Source organism: Telluria sp. Soil_C_11 (genome assembly GCF_057657395.1).
The window spans coordinates 385,640-412,577 of sequence record NZ_JBDGIN010000004.1; the positions used below are offsets into that span (position 1 = coordinate 385,640).

Annotated in this window: 28 protein-coding genes and 1 tRNA gene; 20 read left to right on the plus strand and 9 right to left on the minus strand. The window is 64.9% G+C overall.

Translation table 11 applies throughout. The features are described 5' to 3' along the window. Nucleotides 1-3: 3 nt before the first annotated feature. Nucleotides 4-1,035, minus strand: a complete 1,032-nt coding sequence (locus AC3A6M_RS09745; protein ID WP_487852521.1) for a GGDEF domain-containing protein — start codon at nt 1,033-1,035, stop codon at nt 4-6. 379 nt (nt 1,036-1,414) lie between these two features. On the opposite strand from AC3A6M_RS09745, the gene AC3A6M_RS09750 reads away from it, so the two are divergent. The 12 genes from AC3A6M_RS09750 (at nt 1,415) to AC3A6M_RS09805 (ending at nt 12,442) form a co-directional block, all read left to right on the plus strand. Further along, nucleotides 1,415-1,606: a Flp family type IVb pilin gene (locus AC3A6M_RS09750; RefSeq protein ID WP_487852522.1), complete on the plus strand. Its 192-nt coding sequence runs from the start codon at nt 1,415-1,417 to the stop codon at nt 1,604-1,606. A gap of 57 nt (nt 1,607-1,663) precedes the next feature. Then, nucleotides 1,664-2,185, plus strand: a complete 522-nt coding sequence (locus AC3A6M_RS09755) for an A24 family peptidase (protein ID WP_487852523.1) — start codon at nt 1,664-1,666, stop codon at nt 2,183-2,185. A gap of 93 nt (nt 2,186-2,278) precedes the next feature. Next, complete coding sequence (locus tag AC3A6M_RS09760; RefSeq protein WP_487852524.1) at nt 2,279-3,637, plus strand: ATP-binding protein; 1,359 nt, start codon at nt 2,279-2,281, stop codon at nt 3,635-3,637. Continuing rightward, nucleotides 3,638-4,489: a Flp pilus assembly protein CpaB gene (gene cpaB / locus AC3A6M_RS09765; protein WP_487852525.1), complete on the plus strand. Its 852-nt coding sequence runs from the start codon at nt 3,638-3,640 to the stop codon at nt 4,487-4,489. Between the two features lie 20 nt (nt 4,490-4,509). Then, entirely contained in the window at nt 4,510-6,042 is a 1,533-nt protein-coding gene (locus tag AC3A6M_RS09770; RefSeq protein WP_487852526.1) for a type II and III secretion system protein family protein, read from the plus strand. Nucleotides 6,043-6,051: 9 nt separating this feature from the next. Then, nucleotides 6,052-6,330: a hypothetical protein gene (locus tag AC3A6M_RS09775; RefSeq protein ID WP_487852527.1), complete on the plus strand. Its 279-nt coding sequence runs from the start codon at nt 6,052-6,054 to the stop codon at nt 6,328-6,330. 84 nt (nt 6,331-6,414) lie between these two features. Beyond that, entirely contained in the window at nt 6,415-7,590 is a 1,176-nt protein-coding gene (locus tag AC3A6M_RS09780; protein ID WP_487852528.1) for a CpaE/TadZ family protein, read from the plus strand. A 19-nt stretch (nt 7,591-7,609) separates the two neighbouring features. Continuing rightward, a complete protein-coding gene (locus tag AC3A6M_RS09785; protein WP_487852529.1) occupies nt 7,610-8,953 on the plus strand; it encodes a TadA family conjugal transfer-associated ATPase in 1,344 nt (447 codons plus the stop codon). Between the two features lie 25 nt (nt 8,954-8,978). Continuing rightward, complete coding sequence (locus AC3A6M_RS09790) at nt 8,979-9,950, plus strand: type II secretion system F family protein (RefSeq protein ID WP_487852530.1); 972 nt, start codon at nt 8,979-8,981, stop codon at nt 9,948-9,950. Between the two features lie 10 nt (nt 9,951-9,960). Then, nucleotides 9,961-10,899, plus strand: coding sequence for a type II secretion system F family protein (locus AC3A6M_RS09795; RefSeq protein ID WP_487852531.1), 939 nt, complete (start codon nt 9,961-9,963; stop codon nt 10,897-10,899). Nucleotides 10,900-10,917: 18 nt separating this feature from the next. Further along, nucleotides 10,918-12,024: a LytR C-terminal domain-containing protein gene (locus tag AC3A6M_RS09800; RefSeq protein ID WP_487852532.1), complete on the plus strand. Its 1,107-nt coding sequence runs from the start codon at nt 10,918-10,920 to the stop codon at nt 12,022-12,024. A 91-nt stretch (nt 12,025-12,115) separates the two neighbouring features. Beyond that, nucleotides 12,116-12,442 (plus strand): BON domain-containing protein, encoded by a 327-nt coding sequence (locus tag AC3A6M_RS09805; protein ID WP_487852533.1) that lies wholly within the window; start codon nt 12,116-12,118, stop codon nt 12,440-12,442. 52 nt (nt 12,443-12,494) lie between these two features. On the opposite strand, the gene AC3A6M_RS09810 is transcribed toward AC3A6M_RS09805, so the two are convergent. Next, a complete protein-coding gene (locus AC3A6M_RS09810) occupies nt 12,495-13,271 on the minus strand; it encodes a head GIN domain-containing protein (protein ID WP_487852534.1) in 777 nt (258 codons plus the stop codon). 108 nt (nt 13,272-13,379) lie between these two features. Further along, a complete protein-coding gene (gene rtcR, locus AC3A6M_RS09815; RefSeq protein ID WP_487852535.1) occupies nt 13,380-14,987 on the minus strand; it encodes an RNA repair transcriptional activator RtcR in 1,608 nt (535 codons plus the stop codon). 190 nt (nt 14,988-15,177) lie between these two features. Here rtcR and AC3A6M_RS09820 point away from each other — a divergent pair, with 190 nt between their 5' ends. The 4 genes from AC3A6M_RS09820 to AC3A6M_RS09835 are packed head-to-tail and all read left to right on the plus strand — an operon-like array spanning nt 15,178 to nt 19,493. Then, entirely contained in the window at nt 15,178-15,369 is a 192-nt protein-coding gene (locus tag AC3A6M_RS09820) for a hypothetical protein (protein ID WP_487852536.1), read from the plus strand. 9 nt (nt 15,370-15,378) lie between these two features. Beyond that, complete coding sequence (locus AC3A6M_RS09825; protein ID WP_487852537.1) at nt 15,379-16,614, plus strand: RtcB family protein; 1,236 nt, start codon at nt 15,379-15,381, stop codon at nt 16,612-16,614. A 2-nt stretch (nt 16,615-16,616) separates the two neighbouring features. Further along, nucleotides 16,617-17,636 (plus strand): RNA 3'-terminal phosphate cyclase, encoded by a 1,020-nt coding sequence (gene rtcA / locus AC3A6M_RS09830; RefSeq protein WP_487852538.1) that lies wholly within the window; start codon nt 16,617-16,619, stop codon nt 17,634-17,636. A gap of 48 nt (nt 17,637-17,684) precedes the next feature. After that, on the plus strand, nt 17,685-19,493 hold the full coding sequence (locus AC3A6M_RS09835) for a tetratricopeptide repeat protein (protein ID WP_487852539.1): 1,809 nt from the start codon (nt 17,685-17,687) through the stop codon (nt 19,491-19,493). A gap of 213 nt (nt 19,494-19,706) precedes the next feature. On the opposite strand, the gene AC3A6M_RS09840 is transcribed toward AC3A6M_RS09835, so the two are convergent. From AC3A6M_RS09840 to petA, 6 genes are all read right to left on the minus strand, one after another. Next, a tRNA-Thr gene (locus AC3A6M_RS09840) sits at nt 19,707-19,782 on the minus strand. Between the two features lie 21 nt (nt 19,783-19,803). Next, nucleotides 19,804-20,298: a ClpXP protease specificity-enhancing factor gene (locus AC3A6M_RS09845; protein WP_487852540.1), complete on the minus strand. Its 495-nt coding sequence runs from the start codon at nt 20,296-20,298 to the stop codon at nt 19,804-19,806. A gap of 105 nt (nt 20,299-20,403) precedes the next feature. Beyond that, entirely contained in the window at nt 20,404-21,015 is a 612-nt protein-coding gene (locus tag AC3A6M_RS09850; RefSeq protein ID WP_036231132.1) for a glutathione S-transferase N-terminal domain-containing protein, read from the minus strand. Between the two features lie 90 nt (nt 21,016-21,105). Then, a complete protein-coding gene (locus AC3A6M_RS09855; protein ID WP_487852616.1) occupies nt 21,106-21,867 on the minus strand; it encodes a cytochrome c1 in 762 nt (253 codons plus the stop codon). Nucleotides 21,868-21,890: 23 nt separating this feature from the next. Further along, nucleotides 21,891-23,300: a cytochrome b gene (locus tag AC3A6M_RS09860; RefSeq protein ID WP_487852541.1), complete on the minus strand. Its 1,410-nt coding sequence runs from the start codon at nt 23,298-23,300 to the stop codon at nt 21,891-21,893. A 1-nt stretch (nt 23,301) separates the two neighbouring features. Further along, nucleotides 23,302-23,916 (minus strand): ubiquinol-cytochrome c reductase iron-sulfur subunit, encoded by a 615-nt coding sequence (gene petA / locus AC3A6M_RS09865; RefSeq protein ID WP_487852542.1) that lies wholly within the window; start codon nt 23,914-23,916, stop codon nt 23,302-23,304. Nucleotides 23,917-24,186: 270 nt separating this feature from the next. Between petA and mscL the strand changes: the two genes are divergently transcribed. The 4 genes from mscL to AC3A6M_RS09885 are packed head-to-tail and all read left to right on the plus strand — an operon-like array spanning nt 24,187 to nt 26,922. Then, a complete protein-coding gene (mscL, locus tag AC3A6M_RS09870) occupies nt 24,187-24,612 on the plus strand; it encodes a large conductance mechanosensitive channel protein MscL (RefSeq protein ID WP_487852543.1) in 426 nt (141 codons plus the stop codon). Between the two features lie 19 nt (nt 24,613-24,631). Further along, a complete protein-coding gene (locus AC3A6M_RS09875; protein WP_487852544.1) occupies nt 24,632-25,807 on the plus strand; it encodes a Do family serine endopeptidase in 1,176 nt (391 codons plus the stop codon). A 27-nt stretch (nt 25,808-25,834) separates the two neighbouring features. Then, complete coding sequence (locus AC3A6M_RS09880; protein ID WP_487852545.1) at nt 25,835-26,521, plus strand: DUF2461 domain-containing protein; 687 nt, start codon at nt 25,835-25,837, stop codon at nt 26,519-26,521. Between the two features lie 20 nt (nt 26,522-26,541). Next, the gene (locus AC3A6M_RS09885) at nt 26,542-26,922 is read left to right on the plus strand and encodes a cupin domain-containing protein (protein WP_487852546.1); all 381 of its coding nucleotides are present in this window, start codon (nt 26,542-26,544) and stop codon (nt 26,920-26,922) included. Nucleotides 26,923-26,938 lie beyond the last annotated feature (16 nt).

A 26,938-nucleotide genomic window follows, 5' to 3' on the forward strand; every position in this document is an offset into this window, starting at 1 on the left:
ACCTCAGAAGAATTCGGCGGTGTCGTTCGAGGTCACCGCCTGCAGCATGCCGTGCGAGACCAGGTCGTCGTAATGGCAGGCCTGGTTGCGGCCATTGCTCTTGGCGTAGTACAGGGCCTGGTCGGCATGGCCCAGGGTCACCACCGGCGATTCGTAGGCGCTGATGCTCACGAAACCCACGCTGACCGTGACCCGGCCCACCTGCGGGAACTCGTGGTGCTCGACGTTGGCGCGGAAGCGTTCGATGATTTTCCAGGCATTGTCCAGGGTGGTCGAGCGCAGCAGCACGACGAATTCCTCGCCGCCGAAGCGGAACACACGGTCCTGCACGCGGAAGGAGGACTGCAGCAGGTTGGCGATCAGGATCAGCACCTCGTCGCCGTACAGGTGGCCGAACTTGTCGTTGACGGTCTTGAAATGGTCGACGTCGACCACCGCCAGCCACTGTTTCTCCGGACCGTGCGGCTGGCGCCGTTCCGCCAGGCCGGGCAGGCGCGGGTCCTGCTCGTGGGCGCCGTGCAGCATGCGCGCCAGCTGGTCGTCGAAGGTCTTGCGGTTGAGCAGGCCGGTCAGGGAGTCGCGCTCGCTGTAGTCCAGCAGGTTCTGGAAATTACGGTACACGCCGACGATGCCGCCGACGGTGTGGATGGTGTCGCTGCAGAAGGGTTTGTCGTTGCGCAGTTCCAGGCAGGTGCTGGCCGTGTCGCCGAACCAGATCGGCAGCCACAGGGTGCGGCTGCCGTCGGCGCCGCAGGCTTCCGCGCTGGGGCGGTGTTCGGCCAGGCAGCGCGCCAGCTCCGGATTCATCGGCTCGCCGAGGGCGCCATCGTGCGCGTCTTCGAGACGGGCTTTGCCGCCGGCATGGATCGCCGCGCGCGAACGCAGGACCGGTTGTCCAGCCACGGTGGCAATACTCAGGATGCGCGTCTGCGCGGCGCCGGCCAGTTCCTGCACTGCCGAAATCACGGAAATATCGAGCATCGCGTGATCGCGGTGGCCGGTCATGTCCACCATGTGTTTCAGAAGCGAGTCCATGTCGTTCTCAGCAATGTAATCCACCGACCTGCAGGCCAAAGAGCCGCCGTCGCGCCGCAGGTATCTGGCATGTCACAAAGAGCAAGCGAAACAGGATATAGGTTTTTTGTCTTATATGCAATTATGCAAAAGTAATTTTTTTTGTGCTCAAGGGACTTTCGCAAGCATCCGGGCGACGCGATCCCTGAAGGGGAGGAAGAATGATTCCCATCGACAAAAAATAGTGCTCACTGGAAAACTTGCGTGCAGTCAACTTGCCGCACGGCATCATCTCCTATAGTGAACTCACTGGCCGACGCGGAGCAGCAAACCGCAGAAAGCATCCAGTAGTGCATTCGGTCAGGGCTGTCATTACTAACCTACCATATGGGAGTATGTCATGAGCACTTTCACCACCGCAGTCAAAACCTTCATGGCTGACGAGAACGGTGTGACCGCTATCGAGTATGGCTTGATTGCTGCACTGGTCGGGGTTGGCATCGCTGTCGCCGCCCAGGCCCTGGGCACCAACCTGTCGGCCCTGTTCGACAACATCGGCACCAGCCTGGCAGGCATCAAGATGCCTGTGTAAGCGGTATCAACCCTCCGGGTCGCTCGGCCCGGAGGGTTTTTGTTTTTGGAGGATGCCATGCCAATCGAACAGTATCTTGCCGTGACGCTGCTTCTGCTGGTGAGCATCGCCGCCGCGAGCGATCTCGCAACACGCCGCATCCCGAACAGGCTCTTGCTCGCCGGCCTGGCCTGCGTCCTGGTCCTGCGCCTGCTGTCCGCCGATCCCGGTTCATCCTTGCTCTCCGCACTCGGCGGGATGGGGCTTGGGCTGGCGATGTTCCTGCCTTTCTACCTGCTGCGCGGCATGGCCGCCGGCGACGTCAAGATGATGGCTGTCGTGGGCGCGTTCACTGGCCCGGGCGACGCCTTCCAGATCGCCGTGCTGAGCTGGTGCGCCGGCGGCGTGATGGCGCTGCTGCTGGTGCTGTCGCGCGGACGCCTGCGGCTGGTGCTGGCCAATCTCGGGATCATGCTGCGCCGGGCGGTGCCGGGCGCGGAAATGGCCGGCTCGCTTGGGCAAACGAGCGCCGGTTCCATGCCTTACGGGGTCGCGATCGCGGCCGGCTCGGTCCTTGTTTTGGCCCGCCATTACTGTTGAGCACGGCTTGGCGCAACGCAAGAGTGGCGGGAGGGCGCTCGCTAGAATCAGTCTGACCCGTTTCGGAAAACATGCAGTTTCTGGGGGATTCCGATGTTTGAAACGCTATCGACAAGCAGTACCGTGACGGCGCCGCGCGTCGTGCAACCGGCGTCGCCAGGTGCGCCGGAGATCACGCCGATCCTGCCGCGCCAGGCCAAGACCGTGCGCGACACCGGGCTCGAACCGCGCTTTGTCACGGACCTGGTGCTCAAGGCCATCCATGCCAGCGGCAAGGCCCAGCTGGCCGTGCTGGCAGGGAAGCTGCGCCTGTCGATCAGCGTGCTGCGTGAAGCGCTCAACCCCTTGATCGCGGAACAACAGGTCGAGGTTGCCTGGTGCGGCGAATCCGATATCGACATGCAGTACCAGCTGACCGCGATCGGCCAGCGCGCCGCTGTCGATGCGCTGGCGCGCTGCCGTTACACCGGTCCGGCCCCGGTCACGCTGGCATCCTACCGCGCCGTGGTCGAGCGCCAGGCGCTGCGCCATGCGGATACCGAGCGCGTCACGCGGGCGCAACTGGCCGCGCTGCTCGGCGAGGATGGGCTGGCCCCGACCGTGCGCGACGTGCTGGGCGCAGCCTTGCATGCGCGCCGTTCGCTGCTGCTGTACGGCCCGTCGGGCAGCGGCAAGACCCAGCTGGCGCACAAGCTCGGGCGGCTTTTGCCGGGCCCGATCGCGGTGCCGTATGCCGTGATCGTCGGGCGCCAGGTGATCCGCCTGTACGACCCCGCACTGCACCTTGCCCCCGCGGTCACGCGCCAGCATGAGGAACGGCGCAGCTGCGATGCGCGCTGGGCTGTCTGCCAGCGTCCGCTGGTGCATGCCGGTGCCGAACTGGGACGCGAGATGCTCGACCTGCGCTACGACGCCGAGGAAGGTGTCTACCATGCGCCGCCGCATCTGCAGGCCAACAACGGCATGCTGGTGATCGACGACGTGGGGCGCCAGCGCATCCCGGCCGCGGAACTGCTCAACCGCTTCATCGCTCCGCTCGACGCCGGCGCCGACCAGCTGTCGCTGCAGGGCGGGCAGGTCGAGTCGCTGCCTTTCGATGCCGCCGTGGTGTTCGCCACCAACCTGGAGCCCGCCGCCACCTTCGACAACGCGGCCCTGCGCCGGATCGGCTACAAGGCCGAGATCGGACCATGGCCGGCCAGCGTGTATCGCGCGCAGCTGCGCCGCCAATGCCTGCTGCGCCGCATCGACTACGACGACAGCGCGGCGGACCACCTGATCGAACGGCTGCATGCACGATCCGGCCGCGCGCTGCTGGCCTGCTATCCCGGCGAACTGCTCGACCGCATCGCCGATTTCGCCGGCTTTGCCGGGAGCGAACCCCGCCTGTCGGTGGCTGCGGTCGAGCAGGCCTGGAACAGTATGTTCATCGCTGACGGGACGGAGGCGTAAATGAAGAACAAGCGCGCATTCATCGTCATGGCGGTTGCCATCGTGTTCGGCCTGGCGGCCGTGGTTTTCGCGTCGCGCTGGCTGCTGAACCAGCCGTCCGGCAACGCCGGCCGCATCGCCGTGGCCGCCGCCGACATCAGCCTCGGCCAGCGCCTGGCGCCGGAGATGTTCAAACTGGCCGAGTGGCCGGCCGACAGCGTGCCGAAAGGTGCGTTCACCGATCTGCAAAAGCTCAGTGGACGGGTCCTCAAGAGCAACCTGCAGATGGGCGAGCCGGTCAGCGAAAGCAAGCTGGCGCCGTCCGGCACGCTGGGCGGATTGTCGGCCCTGATCGCCGAAGGCAAGCGCGCGATCACGGTGCGCGTGAACGACGTGATCGGCGTGGCGGGCTTCGCACTGCCCGGCAACTACGTCGACATCATCGTCAGCATGCAAAAGGATGCGGCGCCCGGTTCCACCACGCGCGAGCAGAGCATCTCGAAGATCGTGCTGGAGCGAATCCTGGTGCTGGCGGTCGCCCAGGAAGTCAACCGCGACGAGACCAGGCCCAAAGTGGTCAATGCCGTCACGCTGGAAGTCACGCCCGAACAGGCCGAGAAGCTCGACCTGGCGCGCAGCGTCGGCACCTTGTCGCTGGCCCTGCGCAACCAGATCGATCCGCAGTCGGCTGCTACCTCAGGCGCCACCAAGCTGACGCTGTTGCCGTCCCCGGCGCCGACGCCGCCCAAGCCTGCTGCGCAGCCGGTGCCTGCCGCACGTCCGGCCCCGGTGATCGTCAAGGTGGCGGCGCCGGTCAAGCGCGACTGCGTCACGGTGCTCAACGGCCTGCGCATGACGCAGGAGTGCTTCTGAACCTATTCCAGGGTAATGCCATGAACGGATGCCTGATGCATGCGCCGCTTCTCCGCTGTCTTCTTGCCGCCGGCCTGGCGCTGGCCGCCGCTCCCGTATTGGCCGCCAGGCCGGTGCAGGCTGCCGACAATCCGGGCCAGGCGGCGCCCGCCCGCGCCGAGGTCGGGCCGCGCTGCCAGGGCGAAGCGGCGAAGCCTGCCCGCCTGGCCCTGCAGGTCGGCAAGTCGAACCTGATGCGCCTGCCCGAGCCGGTGCAGCACCGCAGCGTCGGCAACCCGGCTGTCGTCCAGGCGCTGCTGGTCGCCCCGGACACGCTGTACATCGCCGGTGTCGATGTCGGCACCACCAATATGATCGTGCAGGGCAAAAGCGGCTTGTGCAGCATGCTCGACATCACGGTGGCCATGGATGCGGCGCCCCTGCAGGCCACGCTGGCGGAGGTGATGCCGGAAGAACGCGACATCAAGGTCCTGGCGGCCGCCGATACGCTGATCCTGAGCGGTACCGTGAGCGATGCGGCCGCGGTGGCGCGTGCGGTCGAACTGGCGAACGCCTACGTGCGCCGGCCGCTGCGTCCGCTGCCTGTGCCGGACAAGCAGGATACGGCCAATCCGCCGGGGGCGTCCGCTGCCAGCAATCTGCCTGCCGCCCGGGTCGTCAACCTGCTGGCCGTCAGCGCGCCGCAGCAGGTGCAGCTGGAAGTGAAGGTTGCGGAAGTATCGAAGACGCTGCTCGAGCGGCTCGAAGCCGGTACGACCTGGCGTTTCGGCTCAGGCAGCTGGGCCGCGACCCTGCTGTCGAACTTCATCACCGGCACGGCCCATAGCTCGATCGGCGCCAACAAGTCGAACGGCAACGGCCTGACCGCCAACGCCGAGAAGCAGGACAGCCTGGTGCGCGTGCTCGCCGAGCCGAACATCATGGCAATCAGCGGCCAGGAAGGCACCTTCCTGGCGGGCGGCAAGTTCTATGTGCCGGTTGCCCAGGATAACAACCGCGTCACCCTGGCCGAGAAGGAGTTCGGCGTCGGCCTGCGCTTCACGCCGACCGTGCTGTCCGGCGGGCGGATCAATTTGCACGTCGCGCCCGAGGTCTCGGAACTGTCGCGCGAAGGCATCGGCATTACCGCCAACGGCATCAACGGGACCTCGATCCTGCCCGTCATCACCACCCGCCGCGCCACCACCACGGTTCAGCTGTATGACGGCCAGAGCTTCGCGATCGGTGGGCTGATCAAGAATAACCTGGTGACCAACCTGAAAGGCTTGCCGGTGCTGGGCGACGTGCCGGTGCTGGGTGCCTTGTTCCGCAGTACCGATTACCAGCAGGACCGCACCGAACTGGTCTTCGTAATTACCGCCCACCTGGTCAAGCCGATGCCCGGTCCGGGCTACGTACTGCCGACCGACAAGGTAGGCGTGCCTTCGCGCGGCGCCCTGATGCTCGGCGGGCGCCTGGACGGTCCCGCGCCCGAGGCCAGCACCGCGGCCTTGTCGACGCCGGCGCCAGCCTCTCGCCCGGCGCAGAGTGCGGGCGGCTTCGAATTGAAATAGGAGAAAGCGATGTCCATCCGACGCAATCTGCTCGTGCTCGTGCCTTTGCTGGGCGCGCTGCTGCAGGGCTGCAGCTCGACCCCGCGCTTCAACGACCACTTCGGCGACTCCGTGCGCGCGAACCTTTCCGCCCAGGTGATCCATCCCGAGGCTGCGGCGAATACGAATCCCGCGTCCGGCATCGACGGTGCCGCGGCCCGCGCGGCACAGGAACGCTACCAGCGCCTGTTCAAGGAAAACGGATCCGGCAACGAACGTCCCCTGGTTGCCGGGAGCGGCAGCCAATGAAGTGGCGCGGGCCGGTCGAGCCCGAACACGCAGCCCAAGCTGAATCGATGATGGACCTGACTGAATGCCGTCCCGAGGAATCCAATGAAAGCCCTCCTGATCAGCCGCGACACCCAGCTTTACGCGGAGATCGCCTCCCAAGGCGCGGCGCGCGTACCGCCGCTGAATGTATCCGCTAGCCGCGCCAGCCTGCGCGACGCTCTCGATCGTCCGCTGTCCGACCCTCCCGACCTCGTCATCGTCGACACCAGCGAAGCCGATGCCGCCGACGGAGACTTGCTCGAACGCCTGACCCGCCATTACGCAGCCGCGCATTTCATGCTGCTGACCGATAATCACCATCCCGACCTGCTGATCCGCGCGATGCGTGCCGGCGTGCGCGAAGTGCTCCAGCTGCCGCTGGTGCACCGCGCGCTGCATGAGGCGATCGACCGCATCGCCGCCAGCGCCGGCGTGGCATCGGCGCGCGACGGCAAGGTGCTTGCCTTCATCGCGTGCAAGGGCGGCAGCGGCGCGACCTTCATCTCGACCAATTTCGGCTATGCTCTGGCCACGCTCGCCGACAAGAAAGTACTGCTGATCGACCTGCACCGCCAGTTCGGCGACGCCACGCTGTACGTGTCGGACCAGAAGCCGGCCATGACCCTGTCGGACGTCTGCCAGCAGATCGCCCGCATCGATGGCCCGTTCCTGGAATCCTGCCTGGTGCACGTGGCGCCCGGGTTCGGGGTGCTGGCGGCCGCCGACGATCCCGGCCAGGCCATCGAGGCCAAGCCCGAGCACATCGACATCATCCTGCGCGTGGCGCGCCAGCACTACGACTACATCCTGCTCGACGTCGGCCGCCAGATCGACGCGGTGTCGCTGCGCGCGCTCGACGGCACCGATGCGATCTATCCCGTGCTGCAACTGGCATTGCCCGATATCCGCGATGCGCGCCGCCTGCTGGACATATTCCGCTCGCTGGGCTACGTCACCGATCACATCCGCCTGATCGTCAACCGCTACGAGAAAGGCGGCCGGTTGCGCCTGCAGGACCTGCACGCGGCGCTCGGCGCGGAAGTGCTGCATACCGTTCCCAACGATTACATTGCCGTCACCGATTCGGTCAACCAGGGCATTCCCGTGCTGCAGCTGGCGCGCGGCAGTGCGGCCGCGCGCAGCCTGGCCGACCTGGTCGAAGTGGTGACGGCCCGTCGCGTGACCGAAACCAAGGGCTTGTTCGACCGCCTGTTCGGACGCGGCGAGGGCGATGACTGATACCCAAGGAGACGATCCCATGTCCCTGCGCGAGCGTTTGTCCGGAACCGACGAGGATCGCCATCACCCGGCCTTGCCGGAGGTGGCGCAACAGGCCTACCAGGAGCTGAAGAAGACGATGCACCAGATGATCCTCGACCGGATCGACCTGGAGCGCCTGAAGCGCCTGACCACCGAACAGTTCAAGCACGAGCTGGCGCTGCTGGTCCAGCGCATCATCGAGGAAGAGCGCATCGTGCTGAACCAGCAGGAGCGGCATCACCTGGTGCTCGACATCCAGCACGAGATGCTCGGTTTCGGTCCTCTCGAGCCGCTGCTGAACGACCCGACCATCTCGGACATCCTGGTCAACACGCACAGCCAGGTGTACGTCGAGCGGCGCGGGCGCCTGGAACTGACCGACGTGACCTTCCACGACAACGCGCACCTGATGAAGATCATCGAGAAGATCGTCTCGCGCGTCGGCCGCCGCGTCGACGAGTCGAGCCCGATGGTCGATGCACGCCTGCCGGACGGTTCGCGCGTGAACGCGATCATTCCGCCGCTCGCGGTCGACGGCCCGCTGGTGTCGATCCGGCGCTTCGGCGCCTCGCCCTTGACGGTGCAGAACCTGCTCGACTTCAAGAGCATCACGCCGCCGATGATCAAGGTGCTGGAAAGCCTGGGACTGGCCAAGGTCAACATCCTGATCTCGGGCGGTACCGGCAGCGGCAAGACCACGCTGCTCAACCTGATTTCCGGTTTCATTCCGGCCAACGAACGCATCGTCACCATCGAGGATGCGGCCGAGCTGCAGCTGCGCCAGCCGCACGTGGTGCGGCTCGAGACGCGCCCGCCCAACATCGAAGGAAAGGCCGAGGTGACGCAGCGCGCCCTGGTGCGCAACTCGCTGCGGATGCGCCCCGACCGCATCATCCTGGGCGAGGTGCGCGGGCCGGAAGCGCTCGACATGCTGCAGGCGATGAACACCGGCCACGAAGGATCGCTGGCGACGATCCACGCGAACACGCCGCGCGACGCGCTGTCGCGCTTGGAGAACATGGTCAGCATGGCCGGCGTCAACCTGACTCCGCGCGCGATCCGCCAGCAGATCTGCTCGGCCATCACCGTGATCCTGCAGGCCTCGCGCCTGACCGACGGCACCCGTAAAGTGGTGAGCATCCAGGAAGTCACGGGCATGGAAGGCGACATCATCTCGATGCAGGAGATCTTCCGCTTCGAACAGACCGGCATCGATGCCGAAGGCAAGGTGCAGGGTCATTTCTGCGCCACCGGCGTTCGGCCGCGCTTCGCCGAGCGCCTCAAGACCTTCGGCGCATCGGTGCCCGAAGACACCTTCGATCCGGACCGCATCTTCACCTGATCGCCGTGCCGCTGCGGAGCCTTGCATGGACATCCTTTTCTACGGTTTTGTCGTCTTCCTGTTCGCCGCCGTGATCCTCGCGATCGAAGGGCTGTATCTGTGGTGGGTCAGTTCGCATGGCGCCGCGGCCCAGCGCGTGGCGCGCCGCCTGCAACTGATGTCGGGCGCCCCCGGCCGTTCGAGCGAGCGCATCTCGATCCTCAAGCAGCGCCGCTTCAGCCGTCACGACGTGGCGGACCGCCTGCTGCGCCGGGCCGCGCTCGTCCACCGCCTCGACCAGCTGCTGATCCAGTCCGGGACCAAGTGGACGGTCGAGTATTTCCTGATATGGACCGGCGTGGCGCTGTTGGCCGGCATCTTCCTTGGACTGCACTGGCCGGCGCCGCTGCGTGCCGGGGTGTCGCTCGTGTTCGCGCTGCTTCCCCTGGCGCTGGTGCGCCGCGCACGGGCGCGAAGGCTGGTGCACATCGAGGAACAGTTGCCCGAAGCGGCCGATTTCATCGCACGCGCGCTGCGCGCCGGCCATTCGTTTACCAACGTGCTGCAAATCGTCGGCAACGAACTGTCGGAGCCGCTCAGCGGCGAATTCCGCATCGCCCGCGAAGAAATCAACTACGGCGTCCCGATGAGCGAGGCGCTGCACAACATGGCCGCACGTATTCCGCTGACCGATCTGCGTTACCTGATCATCGCCGTCCTGATCCAGCGCGAGACCGGCGGCAACCTGGCTGAGATCCTCGGCAACATCAGCCACATCATCCGTGGACGCCTGAAACTGGCAGCCCAGGTGCGCGTGCTGTCGGCCGAGGGACGGATGTCGGCCTGGATCCTGGGATTGCTCCCGTTCGTGGTGGGTGGCGCGATGGTGCTGCTGAATCCCGAGTACATCAAGTTTATGTGGACCGACCCGACCGCCATCCAGCTGTCCTGGTACGGACTGGTCATGATCATCGTCGGGGTGTTCTGGCTGCGCAAGGTGATCCGCATTCGTATCTGAGGAGCCGTCGATGACTACCCCGCAATTGCTGTTCCTGCTGATCGTCTTCGCGATCGTCTGCATGCTGGCCTGGCTGGGAATGCTCCTGTTCGCGCCGGCGGCGTTGCGCGCGCGCCTGGCGCACTTCCTGGGCCATGCCGAAGACGGCAAGCCGGACGGGGGCTGGCTCGACCGCATGGCGAAGGCTGCGCGCCCGCTGACCAAGCTGTCGGTACCGGACGAAGGGTGGGAAAAGTCGGCGCTGCGCACGCGCTTCATGAATGCCGGCTGGCGCAACCCGGCGGCTCCGGCGCTCTATTTCGCGTCGAAAAGCGTGCTCGCGCTGGCGTTTCCCGCGCTGGCCGGCATCGTGCTTGCCCTCCTGCCTGTGGCTCACAGCGGCACCAGGGTGCTGTTCCTGCTCCTGCTCACGGCGTCGGGCGGTTATTACCTGCCGAACGTGGTGCTGGCCCGTATCGCCCAGCGCCGCAAGCGCGAGATCTTCGAAACCATTCCCGATGCCCTCGACCTGCTCACCGTGTGCGTCGAAGCCGGCTTGAGCCTGGAGCGCGCACTGGTCAAGGTGGCGAGCGAAATCCATATCAAAAGCGTGGTCCTGGCCCAGGAGCTGCAACTGGTGTTGATGGAGATGCGTGCGGGCTTCAGCAAGGAAAAGGCGCTGCGCAATTTTTCGCTGCGTATCGGCGTCGACGACATCGACGCGCTGGTGGCGATGCTGATCCAGTCCGAGCGCTTCGGCACCAGTATCGGCGACGCCTTGCGCGTGTATTCGGAGAACCTGCGCGGCAAGCGCCGCGTGATCGCCGAAGAGGCCGCAGCCAAGATCGGTCTGAAGCTGCTCTTCCCGCTGATCTTCTGCATCTTTCCGACCTTGCTGATGGTGCTGCTCGGCCCGGCCGCAATCAAGATCATGCGCATCTTCGGCACGGTCCTGACCGGCGCTCACTGATTTTCCGCGGAGGTTGTCATGCGTACCCGAATCCTGATCCAGACCTTGCCCCTGTTGTGCAGCGGCGCGATGCTGGCGGCATGCAGCAGCATGGCCGTGCATGCCGATCCGACGCGCGCGGCGGTCGCGGCCGCCGACGACAATTACGTCCGCGGCCGCAACTACCACCTGGCGCGCCGTTACGACGAGGCGATCGCGGCCTACCAGGCAGCGCTGCGGGCGGACGGCGGCCACGTGAACGCGCGTAACGGCCTGGCGATCGCCTACGCCGAGCAGCGCGACTTCACCAGGGCGATTCCGATCTGGCGCGAGCTGACCCGCGACGCCACGATGTCATCCGGGATCGGCGCCTCCTTCCTGTTCGGGAACCTCGGCCACGCCTATTTCCTCAACGGCCAATACGACGAGGCCCTGGTCGCGCTGGAGAAGGCCTGCCTGCTCGATCCGCTGAACCACCGCACCTGGCAGAGCCTTGGCGAGACCCTGCAGCAGCTCGGCCAGGATGAGCGCGCAGCGCAGATGCTGCGCCAGGCCAGCGCCCTGCGCGAGCACGACTTCCGCGCCGACTACGCCGCCGCGGACGGCGGCGCCAGGCTGCCGGCGATCGAAAAGGCGCTGAAGACGACCGGGCGTCCCGATAAGGACTGGGCTTTCGTCGAAGTCGTCGGCAACCCGAACGGCGTGCTCGAACTGCGCCGCGTGACACCGGTCCGCAGCGCGGCGCCGGCTGCGGTAGTCCCGCCGGCCGCTCCGCCCGTGCCGGCGCCGCCGAAGCAGGACAAGGATCCGTCCATCGTGGCCGCGCTCGAGATCTGCAATGGCAATGGGCGCCAGGGCCTGGCGCGGATGATGTCGCGCCAGCTGCGCGACCCGGCCGTGAAAGTCGTGCGGCTGACCAACGAGAAGGGATTCACGGTGCGCCAGACCCGCATCGAGTACCAGCCGGCCTTCCGCGGCGTGGCCGAGCGGCTGGCGGAACGCTTCGGCGGCAGGCCGGTCGAGGTCAGGATGACTGGACGCGCGAACGTGCGGCTGGTGATCGGCCGCGACCTGTCGGCCCAGTTGATTGCCAGCCGTGCAAACGCGCTGCCGGCAGCCCATGCGAGCGGAGCCGGCGCCCCTTGAGTCGTACAGTGCCGTTTTCACAACAGTATCGGGCGACAGGCTACGCCGAAATTGGGAATAATAAAAATCTCAATTCATCGGGAGAACTGTCATGGCTCTTACTCGTCGTTTCCAGTCCGCTATTGCCCAATCCCTCATCGCTGGCACCCTGCTGGTGTCGGTGGTTGCCTGCGCTCCGACTCCCACCCGTGAAGGCACCGGTGAATACATCGATGACTCGGTGATCACCGGCAAGGTGAAGGCTGCCTTTGCCGCCGACCCGACCGTCAAGGCGACCCAGGTTCAGGTGGAAACGTTCAAGGGTACGGTCCAGCTGAGCGGCTTCGTCGATTCGCGCGAAAGCGCCCAGCGCGCCGTCGAACTGGCGCGTGGCGTGAAGGGTGTGAAATCCGTGAAGAACGACACGGTGATCCGCTAAGCCTGCCGGCAAGGCGTCCGGCACGGCGCAACCCGTGCCGGATGTGGAATGCTTACTGCCAGCTCACCTTCCCGAATCCATTCGTGGTCGCGTTGCGCGTCGCCGGCTTGCCGTAGACGGTGGCCGAACCCATGCCGTTCAGATTGACGTTGGCCGCGGTTCTGGCGAAGACGCTGGCGCCGCCCAGGCCCGACATGTCCAGGTCGACCGTATCGGCGCGCAATTGCTGCGCGTCGAGGCTGCCCACGCCGCCCAGATGGGCACGCAGCACCTTGGTCTGGCCGCTCACGCTGATGTGGCCCGCGCCGCCCAGTTTCAGCTCGATGCGATCCGCCTGGCCGGTCGTGTTGAGGGTAAGGCCGCCGACGCCGCCCAGGTGGGCATCGATGTCTCGGTACTGGCCGCTGACCTTCACGGCGCCCGCGCCATCCAGCGACACCACCAGCTTGTCGCCGCTGAAGCCCGACACCTCGCTCGAACCCACGCCTTCGGAAACGAACTCCTGCAGGTTCGGCACCGTCAGGTCGGCACGCAGTTCATTGCCCTTGTTGTTCCCGAAGTGCATGTTGTTATTGCTTTCGGTATCGATCGTGAGCGTGTCGCCGCGCTGGCTCGTCGTGATCTTCGAGACGTAGCGGCGGTCGCCCGACACTACCAGCGATGGCGTCGGCCCCTGGCGCACGTTCAGGCGGATCACGCCGCCCAGGTGGATCTTCGACACCTTGGCATCGACCGGACGGTTTTCACGCACGATGTCGTCCGCCCAGGCGGCATGCGCCCCCATCGAGAAAGCGGTGGCCAGGAATGCGGTGCTGAGCAGTTTGTTCATGACTTGTTCTCCAGAAGTTGGCTGATGGATGCACTATAGGCCTGTGCGTCCTGGAGAAATGGCGGATTGCGACAGACTGCAGCATCGGCGGTATGAAGCGCAGAATTCCTAAGCCTGCAGCGCATCCCAGGACAGGTCGAAACGCGCCAGGTATTTCTTCAGGCGGTCGGCGTCGTTCGGCTGGCGCTTCGCATTGCGCGAGACCGCGAACAGCTTGCGGCCCGCATCCGACAGCGACTTCGACTGCCGGCATACCTTGACGACCGCCTGCAGCTGCAGCGCATCGAACCGGTCCAGCCCCGCCACTGTAGCCGCGCCGAGCAGGTCCTCGAGGTCGGCGTCCGCCATGGCGCCATCCGGCTCGCGGAAGGGTTGCCAGAAGCGCTTCAGGCGCTGGCATTCGGCCTCGACGATCTCGTTGGTGATCCGTCCCGCCTCGGCCAGCGTGGCCATGCGCACGACGGAGGCCGACAGGTCGCGGAAGTTGCCGGTCCAGCGCGCCGCATCCGACATCGCGAAGCGCATGTAGCGGTCGCGCGCCTCCTTGTTGAAGCGCACCATCTGGCCGTGCTCGGCGCCGAATTCGCGCAGCAGGAAATCGATGTTCGGCTCGATGTCTTCGAGACGGTCGGCCAGCCCGGGCAGTTCATAGGTCCACAGGTTGATGCGGGCGAACAGGTCGTCGCGGAAGCGCCCGCGCCCGACTTCGCGGGACAGGTCGCGGTTGGTCCCGGCGATCAGCTGGAAGTCGCTGTGCACCTCATGGTCGCCGCCGACCGGCAGGAAACGCTTTTCCTCGATCGCCTTGAGCAGCATCGCCTGCTCGTCCAGGCCCAGCTCGCCGATCTCGTCGAGGAAGAGCACGCCCTTGTTCGCGGTGCGCAGCAGTCCGGCCCGATCCGATGCGGCGCCCGTGAAGGCGCCCTTGATGTGGCCGAACAGGGTGGAGCCGGCGCCATCGCCGTGCAGGGTCGCGCAGTTGATCTCGACGAAGCTGCCGTCGACCTGGCGGCGCGCCTTCTTGAGCTCGTACAGGCGACGCGCCAGGAAGGATTTGCCGGCGCCGGTCGGCCCCATCAGCAGCATCGGCGCCTTCGACTTGATCGCCACCCGCTCGATCTCCTCGATCATCGCGTTGAAGCGGCCATTGCGGGTGGCGATGCCGGACTTCAGGAACGCCACCCCTTCCTGCTGTTCGCGCGAGAAGCGCTGCGCGATCTGGTCGTACTTCGACAGGTCGAGGTCGATCAGCGCGTAGCTACCCGGCTCTCCCGGCGCATGGCGCCGCGGCGGCGAGGTCTGGAGCAGGCGGCCGGGAAAGTAATTCGCCTCCGTCATCAGGAACAGGCAGATCTGCACGACGTGGGTGCCGGTCGTGATGTGGATCCAGTATTCCTCGTTGTCCGGATCGAAGGGGTAGGCCTTCGCAAAGTCGAACAGCGCGCCATAGACCTGCTCGAAGTCCCAGGGGTCGTCGATCCCGATATGGTGCGGCACCACCACCGTCTCGGGCGAGACCGCGCCGATGTCCTGGCTGACCACGTCGACCAGGGCATGCATGCTCCCGTTGAACAGCAGTTCGATGCGGTCCACCACCACGTCTTCGTGCTGGGTCAGGGCGACCGTCGGCCGCCATTTTTCCCAGCGGGCGCTACCCTTGCCGCTGTCGAGCTGGGTGCCGACGAAGCCGATGACGACGGTTTTCTTGTTTTTCATCGTATAAAATCTTATCTATAAATATAAATCTAACATATTTCTGTTTGGAATAGCTCTTTTGCCATCTGCTCCTTGTCGATCACAATGTCCTTATGAATCAATCGCTTGCCTATCCAACAAGCCCGGATGGCCATGCCTGGCACGCCGCTTGCAAATAGAAAGGCACAAAACGACGACACAGGAGGCGGAAATGGGCTGGATCATCAGCGTCGGCAAGGCCGGCGCAAAGGGAAGGGCGGCAGGGGTGCAGGCGGTATCGCTGCGCGTCGATGTGCAGGGCATGGCGGCCCAGGTGAAAGTATTCCCGGAGTCCGGCGCTGTTCCCGCATGGCAGGCGCAGCGCGTCTGGCAGAATGTCCTGTCGACCCTGGTGCAGAATTAGGAGAGAACAATGAAAAACGAACACTACGATGTCCTGGAAGTGGCGGGCGGCAGTCCGGTCAAGATGTGGACCCGCGGCGTGCCGGTCGAAGAGGATGCGAAGCGCCAGCTGGCGAACACCGCGCGCATGCCCTTCATCTACAAGCACATGGCCGCGATGCCCGACGTCCACGTCGGCAAGGGCTCGACCATCGGCAGCGTGATCCCGACCCTGGGTGCGGTGATCCCGGCCGCGGTGGGCGTCGACATCGGCTGCGGCATGATGGCCGCCAAGACGACCTTGAGTGCGAACGACCTGCCGGACAACCTCGGCCCGCTGCGCAGCGCGATCGAACGTTCGGTGCCGCACGGGATGTCGCCCAAGACGCGCGGTTTCAAAGGCCGCGACAAGGGATCGTGGGAAACGCCGCCGCAGGCCGTCGACACCGCCTGGATGGCGCTGAAGGACGAATTCGACGTCATCTGCCAGAAGACGCCGCGGCTGAAGAACACGAACAACTACAAGCACCTGGGGACGCTGGGAACCGGCAACCACTTCATCGAGATCTGCCTCGACGAACAGGGCTCCGTGTGGTTCATGCTGCATTCCGGCTCGCGCGGCGTCGGCAACGCGATCGGCACGCACTTCATCGAACTGGCCAGGCAGGACATGCGCACCCACTTCGCGAACCTGCCGGACCAGGACCTGGCCTACCTGCAGGAAGGAACGGAGCACTACGACGACTACGTGCAGGCGGTCGGCTGGGCCCAGAAGTTCGCGCGCATGAACCGCGAAGTGATGATGCAGAACCTGATCGCGGCGGTGCGCTCGGTGATCACGAAACCGTTCGAGACGCATGTGGAAGCGGTGAACTGCCACCACAACTACGTGCAGAAGGAGCATCACTTCGGCAAGGACGTGCTGGTCACGCGCAAGGGCGCGGTATCGGCGCGTGCGGGTGAACTCGGCATCATCCCGGGGTCGATGGGCGCGAAGAGCTATATCGTGCGCGGCAAGGGCAACCCCGAAAGCTTCCACAGCTGCAGCCATGGCGCCGGCCGCACCATGAGCCGCACCGAAGCCAAGCGCCGTTATTCGGTCGACGACCAGGTCAAGGCGACCGAAGGCGTCGAATGCCGCAAGGACGCCGGCGTGATCGACGAGATCCCGATGGCCTACAAGGACATCGATGCCGTCATGCAGGCGCAGAGCGACCTGGTCGAAGTGGTGCATACGCTCAAGCAGATCGTGTGCGTGAAAGGATGAACATGATCGAACTGGATGGATCGGCCGGCGAGGGCGGCGGCCAGATCCTGCGCAGCGCGCTGACGCTGGCGATGATCACCGGCCGGCCATTCCGCATCCGCCAGATCCGTGCGCGGCGCGCCAAGCCTGGCCTGATGCGCCAGCACCTGGTGGCGGTGCAGGCGGCAAGCCAGATCTGCGGCGCCCGGGTGACCGGCGCGGCGGTCGGCAGCCAGGAGCTGGAATTCATCCCCGGCAAAGTCCAGGGCGGCGACTACCGCTTCGCGATCGGCACCGCCGGCAGCTGTACCCTGGTGCTGCAGACGGTGTTGCCGGCGCTGCTCACGGCGGACCGGCCGTCGACCCTGCGCCTGTCCGGCGGCACGCACAATCCGATGGCGCCGCCGGTGCAGTTCCTGCAGCGCGCCTACTGCCGCCTGCTGGCCGGGATGGGCGCGGAGATCGACGTGAAGCTGGAACGCTTCGGCTTTTATCCGGCCGGCGGCGGCGAAGTCGTGGCCAGCGTCGCTCCATGCGCGCAATTGCGGCCGCGCAGCTGGATGGAGCGCGGCGAGCGCAAGGTGGCCTATGCCGAGTGCTTCATCGCCGGCATCCCGGCGAGGGTCGCGCAGCGCGAGCTGGAGTGCGTCGGCAAGGCCATGAACTGGGGCGAGGAGCAGCTGCTGGCGCGCCGCCTGCCGGACGAGCAGGGTCCCGGCAACGCCCTGATGCTGACCCTGGAGTACGAACACACGACCGAAGTATTCACGGCCTTCGGCGAGAAATCGGTCTCGGCCGAGAACGTCGCCCGCCACGTGGTGCAGCGCGCCCGCCAGTTCCTGACGACCCGGGCCGCGGTCGCGGAATACCTGGGCGACCAGCTGATGCTGCCGCTGGCGCTGGCGCGCGGCGGCGGCTTTACGGTGGACGAGGTGTCGATGCATGCGCGCACCAATGCCGAGGTGATCGAACTGTTCCTGCCGGTGCGCTTCGAGTTCGGCAAGCACGACGGGGTCGATGCCTGCACCGTGCATCAGCGTTGATCTTGCCAAGCCCTCTCTTATCGCCTACGTTGGTGAGAGGAGGGCACCATGCGACACCATCGAATCCTGCTGTCCCTGCTGAGCGCCGGGCTCGTTTCGCTACTGGCCTATTCCCCGTCCGCAGCCAGGCGGGAGCGTGTCGCCTTCGATCCCCTGTTGGCCAGGGGCGCGAGCTGCACGGCGGCCCAGCCCGGGCGTCCCGTGCTGCTGGTCAGCCTGCTGCAGGCCCAGCAACAATTTCCCACCGAGACCCGTCCCTTCCGGCCTGGCCAGCAGCTACCGGGCGCGGGTGACAGCTCGGCGCCGCCGCTGTACAAGAACCTTGGCAAGCTGCACGTGCCGATCACGACCGGGAGTCCGCAAGCGCAGGCCTATTTCGACCAGGGCATGCGCCTGACCTTCGCCTTCAACCACGCCGAGGCCGTGCGCGCCTTCCGCGCCGCCGCGCGCATCGACCCGGACTGCGCGATGTGCTACTGGGGAGAAGCGCTGGCGCTCGGCCCGAACATCAACGCGCCGATGTTTCCGGAAGCGGTCGCGCCGGCCCGTGCGGCGGCCCAGAAGGCCCTGCAGCTGGCCGGCCGCGCCAGCCCCCATGAGCAGGCCCTGATCCGCGCCGTCGGCCAGCGCTATGCCGACACGCCGGTCGAGGACCGCTCCCACCTCGACAAGGCCTATGCCGACGCGATGATGGAAGCGGCGCGCGCGTATCCGGCCGACGACACCATCCAGGTCCTGTACGCCGAGTCATTGATGGACCTGTCGCCCTGGGATTACTGGCAGGCCGGCGGCACCCAGCCGAAGGGCCGCACCGCCGAGATGATCGCGGCCCTCGAGACGGTCCTGGCGCGCAACCCCCATCATCCGGGCGCCGAACACTATTACATCCACGCGGTGGAGGCATCCTCGAATCCCGAGCGGGCCTTGCCTTACGCGCGCCTGCTGGCGAAGCAGATTCCCGGCGCCGGCCACATCGTCCACATGCCATCGCATATCTATTACCGGCTCGGCATGTACAGGGAATCGCTGGCGGCCAACATCGACGCCGTCGCCACCGACGAACGCTACTTCAGCCGCTCGCACAGCGATCCGGTCTACAAGGGCGCCTACTACCCGCACAACATCCACTTCGTGATGGTGTCGGCGCTGATGGGCGGCGACGGCAAGACCGCGCTGGACGCCGCCGCCAAGCTCGACAAGGCGCTGCCCTACGAACTGGTGCTGCAGTTCCCGTCGCTGCAACCGGTGAAGGCGGCGCCGTATTTCTCGCAGGTCCAGTTCAGCGACCCGGACACCCTGGTATCGCTGCCGGACCCGGGGCCGGATCTGGTGCTGGTCAGAGCGATGTGGTATTACGCGCGCGCGGTCGGCTACGCGCGCAAGGGCATGGTCGAGGACAGCCGGCGGGAGATCGATGCGCTGGCCGCGATCGAGCGCACGGCCGACTTCAAACCCTTCGCCGCCTGGAACGTGCCGGCCCAGGACATCGTCAGGACCGCCCGCTACGTCGCCACCGGCCGCCTGGCGGATGCACAGGGCGACCGGCCGCTGGCGCTGGCAGCCTACCGTGAAGCAGTCGCCGTGCAGGACAGCCTGCCTTACATGGAACCGCCGTACTGGTATTACCCGACCCGCCAGTCGCTGGGCGTGGCGCTGCTGCGCTCCGGCCAGCTTGACGAGGCCGAGACCGTGTTCCGGTCGGCGTTGGCGCGTACGCCAAGTAATGGCTGGGCGCTGCGGGGCTTGATGGAGGTGTACCGGCAGCGAGGGGATGCGGTGTCGCTGCGGCTGGTGCAGCAGCGCTTCGAGACGACCTGGCTGGGCAAGCATGGGATGCCGGCGCTGGCGCTGCTGTAATGCCGTGCGTGGAAACTGAAAGCGCTTTTTATGTTGGTAAAGTTACTATTGGTTAGACTTTAGCAGCGACGCAAGGGCTACACTTGGCTTGTCTTCGATGTGGAGACTATCTCGTGCCTTATTCTCCTTGCCCGCACTCTCCTGCGGGCTTTTTTTTCGTCTCCAGAAAGCAAAAAGCCCAACCATGAAGGCTGGGCCAAGTGCTTGATTCTTTGGTGCCGGCTGCAGGACTCGAACCCGCCACCTGATGATTACAAATCAACTGCTCTACCTGATGAGCTAAGCCGGCAATGTGGCCAGGATTATACCCTTATTTGATCCTGGTCAACGTCGGGCGGCCACCTTTTTTCGGCGGCTCATTGTCGCCGTCGGGCAGATGCGACACGTCGGACGCAGGTGCGCTGGAGGTCTTGCCCGGCACGGCCGACAGGCCGGCCGAAGAAGCAGGGGCGCTCGCGGGTTCGGGCGAAGGCGGGGCCAGCTCGGCGGCGGTGGTGCTGACGTCGAAGGCCATGCCCTGGCCGTTTTCGTTGGCGTAGATCGCCAGCACGTTTTGCACCGGGATGTACAGCTCGCGCGAGACGCCGTTGAAGCGCGCGCGGAAGGTGATTGCGTCGTTGTCCATCTTCAGCCCGGAGGTGGCGCCGTAGCTGATGTTGAGGATGATCTCGCCCTTCTTCACGTATTCCATCGGAACCGTGGTCGCGGCGTCGACCTTGACCGCCAGGTAAGGCGTGTAGCCGCTGTCCGTGCACCATTCATAAATGGCGCGCAGCAGGTACGGCTTGGTGGAGATATCTGGCATGTTGTGGATCAAATTGCATCAAGTTGTTACACGCCAGTGTAATCCGATTCGCCGTGAGGCGTCGAAAACTGGCGTGCAACGGTGTCCGAGGCGACGGACGGCGTTTTATCGGCGCATGACCTTTTCGGACGGCGTCAGCGCTTCGATGTAGGCAGGACGCGAGAAGATGCGTTCGGCATACTTCATCAGCGGCGCGGCGGTCTTCGACAGCTCGATACCGTAGTGGTCCAGGCGCCACAGCAGCGGGGCGATGGCGACGTCCAGCATCGAGAATTCGTCGCCCAGCATGTACTTGTTCTTCAGGAACAGCGGGGCCAGCGTAGTCAGGCGGTCGCGGATTTCCGCGCGCGCCTTGTCGTGGCTCTTGTCGCCGACCTTGTTGCGCTCGTTCTCGAGCGTGTTCACGTGCACGAACAGCTCTTTTTCGAAGTTGAACAGCATCAGGCGGGCACGCGCGCGCATCAGCGGATCGGCCGGCATCAGCTGCGGATGCGGGAAGCGCTCGTCGATGTACTCGTTGATGATGTTCGATTCGTACAGGATCAGCTCGCGTTCGACCAGGATCGGCACCTGGCCGTACGGGTTCATCGTCGAGATGTCCTCGGGCTTGTTGAACAGGTCCACGTCGCGCACTTCGAAGTCCATGCCCTTTTCGAACAGGACCAGGCGGCAGCGCTGGGAGAACGGGCACGTGGTGCCGGAGTAGAGAACCATCATGGTTTATAGTTCCTTCAAGAAACAAAGGGGTGAAGCGCAAGCGGCTCACCCCAGGATAATAATTGCCCGCATTATAACCGGGCAATCAAATCACTTTACGTCTTTCCAATAAGAAGCGTTCAGTCTCCAGGCAAGGAAAGCGAAAATAGCAAGGAACAGCAACACAATCGCACCCAGACGCTTGCGCAGATCCTGCGCCGGCTCGGCCATCCAGTTCATGTAGGCGACCAGGTCGGCCACCTGGGTATCGAACTCCTGCTGCGTGAGCTGGCCTTTGCTGACCTGCTCGAAACCGGCGAACTTGTGCACTTTCTTGCCGTGTTCATGCGGATCGTCTTCCTCGACCATCCTGGCGGTGCGCACGCCCTGCAGCTGCCACAGCACGTGCGGCATGGCGACGTTCGGCACCACCATGTTGTTCCAGCCGGTCGGACGGGTGTCGTCCTTGTAGAAAGTGCGCAGGTAAGTGTACAGGTAGTCCGCACCCGAACCGGCGCCCGACGAACGGGCGCGCGTGATCACCGACAGGTCCGGCGGCACCGCGCCGAACCAGGCTTTCGCGTCCGCAGGGCGCATCGCGATCGTCATCATGTCGCCGACCTTCTCGCCGGAGAACAGCAAGTTGTTCTTGATCTGGTCCTCGCTCAGGCCCAGATCCCGCAGGCGATTGTAGCGCATCGCCGATGCGGAATGACAGTTCAGGCAGTAGTTGACGAACAGCTTGGCGCCGTTTTGCAGCGACGCAATGTCGTTGCGCTCCGGCGCGTGATCCAGCGGGAAAGTTCCCTCGTTTGCAAAGACGAATCCCGGCAGCAAGGCAAGGACCGCGAGTATCTTCTTCGAAAAATTCATGGTTGTCCTTTGCGCAGTGAAGGTCAGTGCGGAGTGAAGGTCACGCGGTTCGGCACCGGCTTGAACCGGCCCGAGGCGCTCCACCACGGCATCAGGAGGAAGAAGCTGAAGTAGATCAGCGTGCAGGCCTGGGCGATCAGCGTGTAGGCCGGGGTCGGCAGCTGGGTGCCGAGGTAGCCCAGTGCGATGAACGCGATGCCGAAGACGATGTACACATACTTGTGCCAGTCCGGACGGTAGCGGATCGACTTCACCGGCGAGTGGTCCAGCCACGGCAGCAGGGCCAGGATCACGACGGACGAGCCGAACAGCACCACGCCCCACACCTTCGCATCCAGCGTCAGCATGCCGATTTCCATCACCACGGCGATCGCGGTGACGATCAGCTTGGTCTTGTACGACAGGCGCGAGCGCAGCCAGATGAACACGACGTAGGCGGCGACGCCGGCCATCACGACCCACATGAAGTCCGAGGTGGTGGCGCGCAGCACCGAGTAGAACGGCGTGAAGTACCAGGTCGGCGCGATGTGCGGCGGGGTCTTCATCGAATCGGCCGGCAGGAAGTTGTTGTACTCCAGGAAGTAGCCGCCCATCTCGGGTGCATAGAAGATCACCGCGCTGTAGATGAACAGGAACACCGAGACGCCGAACAGGTCCTTGGTGGTGTAGTAGGGGTGCGACGGGATCATGTCGACGCCATGGCCGTCCGGGCCCACGTTTTCCTTCACTTCGATGCCGTCCGGGTTGTTCGAGCCGACTTCGTGCAGCGCGATCAGGTGCGCGGCCACCAGGCCCAGCAGGACCAGCGGGATCGCGATCACGTGGAAGGCGAAGAAGCGGTTCAGGGTCGCGTCCGACACCACGTAGTCGCCGCGGATCCACAGCGACAGGTCCGGGCCGATCAGCGGGATCGCGCTGAACAGGTTGACGATCACCTGCGCGCCCCAGTACGACATCTGGCCCCACGGCAGCAGGTAGCCGAAGAAGGCTTCCGCCATCAGGCACAGGAAGGTGGCGAAGCCGAACAGCCAGATCAGTTCGCGCGGCTTGCGGTAGGAACCGTACAGCAGCGCACGGGTCATGTGCAGGTAGACCACGATGAAGAACATCGAGGCGCCGGTCGAGTGCATGTAGCGCACCAGCCAGCCCCACGGGACTTCACGCATGATGTATTCGACCGAGCCGAATGCCAGGCTGGCGTCCGGCTTGTAGTGCATGGTCAGGAAGATGCCGGTGACGATCTGCAGCACCAGGATCAGCATGGCCAGCGAGCCGAAGATGTACCAGACGTTGAAGTTCTTCGGGGCGTAGTACTTGCCCCATTGATCGTTCCACAGTTTCGACAGCGGGAAGCGGTCGTCGACCCAGGCCAGCGCTTTCTGGCTCTTCGGCGCATCGGCCGGAAGTTTGGTTTCCTTGAAAGCTGCGCCCATCTTATGCCTCGCCTTTCTCGTCTTTGCCGATCAGGATCTTGTTATCGGCCAGGTACATGTACGGGGGGACGTCGAGATTGGCCGGCGCCGGCTTGTTCTTGAAGACGCGGCCGGCCAGGTCGAAGGTCGAACCGTGGCAGGGGCACAGGAAGCCGCCGTGCCAGTCGTCCGGCAGGTTCGGCTGCGGACCTTCGGCAAAGCGGGACGAGGGCGAGCAGCCCAGGTGCGAACAGATGCCGACCGCGACCAGCACTTCCTTGTGCTCGGCGCGCGAACGGGTTTCGTTCTTGGCGTACGCAGGCGTTTCCATCTGGTACGGCTTTTCGGATTTCGGATCGGCGACCAGGCTGTCGTTCTTCGGCAGGCTGGCCAGCATTTCCGGGGTGCGGCGCAGGATCCAGACCGGCTTGCCGCGCCATTCCACCACTTTCATTTCGCCAGGCTTGACGTCGGAGATGTCCACCTCGACCGGCGCGCCCGCCGCCTTCGCTCGTTCCGAAGGCTGGAAAGTACTTACCAGAACTCCGGCCGTTGAAACACCGACAACGCCACCCGCCGCGCATGTAGCCACGAGCAAGCCTCGCCGGCCTGTATCGACCTGCTTCTCATTACTCATACCAACTCCATTCGTCAAATGCGAAATGCTGCAATGCAATAGATTGCAAATAGGTAAAAACCTTTATTGCAACAGTCGATTATATGTGAACAGTTTTGCAAATTAAAGAAAAAACGTTCTTAGCGTCATGATGCCTTCCAAATGTGCATTTTCCGCTTCCCCCTGCGGCCAGGGTTGGACTCACTCGCGGCAGCGGAAGCCCGGCTTTGGAGTATCATCGTCAGGGGGTATCTTTTCGACAGCTATGTAAAAACGACAAGGAGAATCGGGATGGCTATGATGGAAGAGTTCAAGAAGTTCGCGATGAAGGGCAACGTCATGGACTTGGCGGTCGGCGTCATCATCGGCGGGGCCTTCGGGCGCATCGTCGATTCGCTGGTGCAGGACGTGATCATGCCGCCGATCGGCAGGCTGTTCGGCGGACTCGACTTCGCGAGTTACTACCTGCCCCTGAACGGCCAGCCCTATGGCTTGCCGCTGGCCGAGGCGAAGAAAGCAGGCGCCGTGCTGGCCTACGGTAATTTTCTGACGGTCCTGCTGAATTTCCTGATCCTCGCTTTCGTGATCTTCCAGATGGTGCGTTTGATGAACCGGATGCGCAATTCGTTCCGTCCGCAGGAAGAAGTGGTGGTGGTGGCGCCGGAAGAGGTCCTGCTGCTGCGCGAGATCCGCGATTCGCTGAAGCATCGCACTTGAGGCCGACCGGCCACGCATCATGCGGCGCTACTGGCTCCTGTTCGCGCAGACCGTCACGATCGCCCTCGGCATCTATGCCGTGATCGCGGCGCTGCGCCCGGATTGGCTGGGGGCGCTGTCGATGCAGCGTGCGCCGGCCCAGGTCGGCATCGGCGGCCCCGGCCGTTCGGTGCCGGTGCTGCAGGCGCCGGGCGGCGGACCGGCGGGGGCGGCTCCTGGCAGCTACCGCGATGCGGCCGGGCGCGCGATGCCGGCCGTCGTCAACATCCTGACCAGCAAGGCCCTGCGCGAGGCGCATCCGCTGTTGAAAGATCCGTTCTTCCGCCGCTTCTTCGGCGACAAGCTGCCGCCGCAGGAACAGATGGCCAGCCTGGGCTCGGGCGTGATCGTCAGCGCCGACGGCTATATCCTCACCAACTACCACGTGGTCGAAGGCGCCGACGAGATCGAGGTCGGCCTGGCCGATGGCCGCAAGGCCGCCGCCAGCATCGTCGGCACCGATCCGGAAACCGACCTCGCCGTGATCCGCATCAAGGCCGACAAATTGCCGGTGATCGTGCTCGGCAACCCGAACGAAGCGCGCGTGGGCGATGTGGTGCTGGCGATCGGCAATCCCTTCGGCGTCGGCCAGACCGTCACCCTCGGCATCATCTCCGCGCTGGGGCGCAACAACCTGCACATCAACCATTTCGAGAATTTCATCCAGACCGACGCCGCGATCAACTTCGGCAACTCGGGCGGCGCCCTGGTCGACACCCGCGGCAACCTGCTCGGGATTAACTCGGCGATCTATTCCCAGACCGGCGGCTCGGTCGGGATCGGCTTCGCCATTCCCGTCTCGACCGCCAAGACCGTGCTCGACTCCATCGTCAAGCACGGCCAGGTGGTGCGCGGCTGGATCGGCATCGAATCCCAGGACATCACGCCGGAACTGGCCGACAGCTTCGGGCTCGCGCGCGACCGCGGCGCCATCATCGCCGGCGTGGTGCGCGGCGGTCCGGCCGACCGCGCCGGCATGCGTCCGGGCGACATCCTGCTGTCGGTGGACGGCAAGAAGGTCGGCAGCACCAACGACATGCTGAACCTGATCGCCGAGCTGCCGCCGGGCGGCAAGGCGCAAATGACGGTGATGCGCAAGAATCGGCAGGCAACGCTCGACGTCACGGTCGGCCGCCGCCCGCGCCAGACTCCCTGAATTCCTTTTGTTGAATAAGAAAAACTTATGCACCTGCGCGACCTGACGCAATTCCTTACCGAGATCAAGGACAACAACAACCGCCCCTGGTTCCTCTGGAATAAACCCCGCTACGACATCCTGCGCACCGAGTTCATCGAAACGCTGACCGAACTGATCCGGGAACTGTCGAAGTTCGACCGCCAGGTGGCGGCCTGCGAGCCGAAGAAGGCGGCGTTCCGCTTCCAGCGCGACACGCGCTTTTCGCACGACAAGACGCCCTATAAAACGCATTTCTCGGCCGGCATCGCGCCGGGCGACAAGCGCCGCCCCAGCGCCGCCGGCGGCCCGACCTATTACTTTCACATCGAGGCCGACGGCACCCTGCAGTTTGGCGCCGGCGAATACCTGCCGCCGGCGGCGCGCCTGAAGGCGATCCGCGAACACGTGGTCAACGATGCGACAGGGTTCGGCAAAATGTTGAAGAATAAACATCTGCGCGAGACCTATGGCGACCTGACCCAGGAAGACAAACTGCAGCGTCCGCCGAAAGGCTTCGACCCGAGCCACCCGCTGGTCGAATACCTGAAGCTCAAGAGCTATTTCGTCTGGACCGAGACGAAACTCGACGTCAACGCCCCGGAAAAACTGGTGCCCCAGCTCGTGCAGGGATTCAAGGACGCCACCGCGCTGGTCGACTGGCTGCGCGGGGTGCCCCAGACACACGAAGAATGATTGATTGATTGGAGAGCGACATGGCCTTGCAACACGCAGTATCGGGAGAACGGATTCTACTTTCGCGGGACGAGGACGACATCGCGAACTTCACGTCGATCGCGCTGATCAAGACCGATCACATGGAGCTGATCCGGCTGGTGTTGCCCAAGGAGAAACCGCTGCCCGAGCACCGGGTCGAGGGAGAAATGACGCTGCTGTGCCTGGAAGGCGAGATCGCCTTCGACGCCCACGGCCGCACCACCATCCTGCGGCCGAACGAGATGGTCTACCTGGCCGGCGGCGAACCGCACGCGGTGCGCGCCAACAAGGACGCGGTGGCCCTGATGACCATCCTGCTGCACCCGGGCGACAACAGCGGCGGCCCGACCCGCGACCCGCGCGGGGCGCCGAACACCTGAATCGCTGGGCGCAGGG

Excerpts from the sequence above, each read along its gene's own strand:
- AC3A6M_RS09745 (WP_487852521.1), bottom strand. The coding sequence starts at position 1,035 with ATGGACTCGCTTCTGAAACACATGGTGGACATGACCGGCCACCGCGAT.
- AC3A6M_RS09750 (WP_487852522.1), top strand. The coding sequence starts at position 1,415 with ATGAGCACTTTCACCACCGCAGTCAAAACCTTCATGGCTGACGAGAAC.
- AC3A6M_RS09755 (WP_487852523.1), top strand. The coding sequence starts at position 1,664 with ATGCCAATCGAACAGTATCTTGCCGTGACGCTGCTTCTGCTGGTGAGC.
- AC3A6M_RS09760 (WP_487852524.1), top strand. The coding sequence starts at position 2,279 with ATGTTTGAAACGCTATCGACAAGCAGTACCGTGACGGCGCCGCGCGTC.
- cpaB (WP_487852525.1), top strand. The coding sequence starts at position 3,638 with ATGAAGAACAAGCGCGCATTCATCGTCATGGCGGTTGCCATCGTGTTC.
- AC3A6M_RS09770 (WP_487852526.1), top strand. The coding sequence starts at position 4,510 with ATGAACGGATGCCTGATGCATGCGCCGCTTCTCCGCTGTCTTCTTGCC.
- AC3A6M_RS09775 (WP_487852527.1), top strand. The coding sequence starts at position 6,052 with ATGTCCATCCGACGCAATCTGCTCGTGCTCGTGCCTTTGCTGGGCGCG.
- AC3A6M_RS09780 (WP_487852528.1), top strand. The coding sequence starts at position 6,415 with ATGAAAGCCCTCCTGATCAGCCGCGACACCCAGCTTTACGCGGAGATC.
- AC3A6M_RS09785 (WP_487852529.1), top strand. The coding sequence starts at position 7,610 with ATGTCCCTGCGCGAGCGTTTGTCCGGAACCGACGAGGATCGCCATCAC.
- AC3A6M_RS09790 (WP_487852530.1), top strand. The coding sequence starts at position 8,979 with ATGGACATCCTTTTCTACGGTTTTGTCGTCTTCCTGTTCGCCGCCGTG.
- AC3A6M_RS09795 (WP_487852531.1), top strand. The coding sequence starts at position 9,961 with ATGACTACCCCGCAATTGCTGTTCCTGCTGATCGTCTTCGCGATCGTC.
- AC3A6M_RS09800 (WP_487852532.1), top strand. The coding sequence starts at position 10,918 with ATGCGTACCCGAATCCTGATCCAGACCTTGCCCCTGTTGTGCAGCGGC.
- AC3A6M_RS09805 (WP_487852533.1), top strand. The coding sequence starts at position 12,116 with ATGGCTCTTACTCGTCGTTTCCAGTCCGCTATTGCCCAATCCCTCATC.
- AC3A6M_RS09810 (WP_487852534.1), bottom strand. The coding sequence starts at position 13,271 with ATGAACAAACTGCTCAGCACCGCATTCCTGGCCACCGCTTTCTCGATG.
- rtcR (WP_487852535.1), bottom strand. The coding sequence starts at position 14,987 with ATGAAAAACAAGAAAACCGTCGTCATCGGCTTCGTCGGCACCCAGCTC.
- AC3A6M_RS09820 (WP_487852536.1), top strand. The coding sequence starts at position 15,178 with ATGGGCTGGATCATCAGCGTCGGCAAGGCCGGCGCAAAGGGAAGGGCG.
- AC3A6M_RS09825 (WP_487852537.1), top strand. The coding sequence starts at position 15,379 with ATGAAAAACGAACACTACGATGTCCTGGAAGTGGCGGGCGGCAGTCCG.
- rtcA (WP_487852538.1), top strand. The coding sequence starts at position 16,617 with ATGATCGAACTGGATGGATCGGCCGGCGAGGGCGGCGGCCAGATCCTG.
- AC3A6M_RS09835 (WP_487852539.1), top strand. The coding sequence starts at position 17,685 with ATGCGACACCATCGAATCCTGCTGTCCCTGCTGAGCGCCGGGCTCGTT.
- AC3A6M_RS09845 (WP_487852540.1), bottom strand. The coding sequence starts at position 20,298 with ATGCCAGATATCTCCACCAAGCCGTACCTGCTGCGCGCCATTTATGAA.
- AC3A6M_RS09850 (WP_036231132.1), bottom strand. The coding sequence starts at position 21,015 with ATGATGGTTCTCTACTCCGGCACCACGTGCCCGTTCTCCCAGCGCTGC.
- AC3A6M_RS09855 (WP_487852616.1), bottom strand. The coding sequence starts at position 21,867 with ATGAATTTTTCGAAGAAGATACTCGCGGTCCTTGCCTTGCTGCCGGGA.
- AC3A6M_RS09860 (WP_487852541.1), bottom strand. The coding sequence starts at position 23,300 with ATGGGCGCAGCTTTCAAGGAAACCAAACTTCCGGCCGATGCGCCGAAG.
- petA (WP_487852542.1), bottom strand. The coding sequence starts at position 23,916 with ATGAGTAATGAGAAGCAGGTCGATACAGGCCGGCGAGGCTTGCTCGTG.
- mscL (WP_487852543.1), top strand. The coding sequence starts at position 24,187 with ATGGCTATGATGGAAGAGTTCAAGAAGTTCGCGATGAAGGGCAACGTC.
- AC3A6M_RS09875 (WP_487852544.1), top strand. The coding sequence starts at position 24,632 with ATGCGGCGCTACTGGCTCCTGTTCGCGCAGACCGTCACGATCGCCCTC.
- AC3A6M_RS09880 (WP_487852545.1), top strand. The coding sequence starts at position 25,835 with ATGCACCTGCGCGACCTGACGCAATTCCTTACCGAGATCAAGGACAAC.
- AC3A6M_RS09885 (WP_487852546.1), top strand. The coding sequence starts at position 26,542 with ATGGCCTTGCAACACGCAGTATCGGGAGAACGGATTCTACTTTCGCGG.